This window comes from Mesorhizobium sp. M7A.F.Ca.US.014.04.1.1, assembly GCF_003998745.1.
Classification (GTDB): Bacteria; Pseudomonadota; Alphaproteobacteria; order Rhizobiales; family Rhizobiaceae; genus Mesorhizobium; species Mesorhizobium ciceri.
Window position 1 is genome coordinate 1 of sequence record NZ_RZRW01000934.1, and the last position, 1,504, is coordinate 1,504.

1 protein-coding gene and 1 pseudogene are annotated in these 1,504 nt (G+C 66.6%); one reads left to right on the forward strand and one right to left on the reverse strand.

The annotated features are described in order from the left end of the window. Nucleotides 1-653 (reverse strand): annotated as a pseudogene (locus EOA22_RS33260) (transcriptional regulator); the annotation flags it as partial. Nucleotides 654-907: 254 nt separating this feature from the next. Between EOA22_RS33260 and EOA22_RS33265 the strand changes: the two are divergent. Further along, nucleotides 908-1,504: pyridoxal-phosphate dependent enzyme (locus EOA22_RS33265; protein ID WP_127390594.1), on the forward strand; the 597-nt coding region annotated here is incomplete at its 3' end.

Below are 1,504 nucleotides of genomic sequence, written 5' to 3' on the forward strand. Positions count from 1 at the left end.
CGTCCCGCCGCGGGCAGATGCGCTTCGGCCGCGCCGACCTCGCCGCGCCCGGCCAGATTGGACAGCAACGCCAGATGTCCGCACGTGTCGAACGGCGCCAGTTCCACCCATGTGTCGAGATGGGCGATCGCCTCGTCACTATAAGCCGGCAGGCTCGCGACAAGGCGTTCCAGCACGGCGGCATGGCAAGCGCTGAAGCGGCGGCGCTGCGCGATCAGCCAGCTGTTGAAATGCGGGCTGCGCTCGAGCTCCAGCCCGTCGAGGAAATCGCCGGCAAACAGTCCGGCCAGCACGCGCAAGCGCTCGACGTCAAGCGTGCCGATCCCTTGCGCGGCGGCGCGGCTGACCTCCAGCACATCGACCAGGCAATCGTCGAGATCGAGTGCGACCGTATCGCCTTGGGTGGAGACCCGGCGCCGGGCCGGCATGTCAAGCGCGCCGCGCAGCTTGCTCAGGCACCAGCGCAGTTCGCCCCTTGGGTCGTTCGGCACATCCCACAACAACTCGCACAGGCGACTGCGGCTGACCGGATGCGGCGCCAGCGCCAGATAGGCGAGCAGCGCGCGCAGCTTGCGTGACGCGGGCAGGGCAACCGGAGCGCCGTCGCGGGAGATCATCAGCGGTCCGAGCAGGCGCACGGAAAGGACCGGCATGTCGCCGTCCGGCCTCGATCGAGTGGATTCCACGTGCGTTTCCACGCCTGCTCCCACGCTGGCCTGTCGGCCTCTCCTGTATCACCAAACACGACACGGCGCATCCGGCAGCGGATATCAGCGCCGGATACGGGCATTGCCGCTGTGCGGCATGTCAGTCCTAGCGCGGCAAGGTCACCAAACCTCGCCGCCCAGCCCGCCGGTTTGTAACCGGCCCGTGAAGACAAAACGCGATGACAATCAAGGAGACCAAGATGTTGCAGCAGCAGAAGATCAGAACCACGGCCGGGCGCGGCCGCCTGTTCGACAGCATTCTCGACACCGTCGGCGACACGCCGGTGGTTCGCATCAACAATCTCGGACCGTCCCACGCGACGATCTACGTCAAGGCCGAGTATTTCAATCCCGGCGCCTCGGTGAAGGACCGGCTGGCGCTCAACATCATCGAGGAGGGCGAGCGCAGCGGGGCGCTGAAGCCGGGCCAGACGGTGGTCGAGGCGACCAGCGGCAACACCGGCATTGGCCTCGCCATGGTCTGCGCGCAAAAGGGCTATCCGCTGGTCGTCACGATGGCCGACAGTTTTTCGGTCGAGCGCCGCAAACTGATGCGCATGCTGGGCGCCAAGGTGGTGCTGACGCCGCGCGCAGAAAAAGGTTTCGGCATGTACAAGAAGGCGGTGGAACTGGCCGAGGCCAATGGCTGGTTCCTTGCCCGCCAGTTCGAGACGACCGCCAACGCCGCCATCCACGAGGCAACGACGGCGCGCGAGATCGTCAATGATTTCGCCGGCTCGCGGCTTGATTGCTTCGTCACCGGCTATGGCACCGGCGGCACGGTGGTGGGCGTGGCG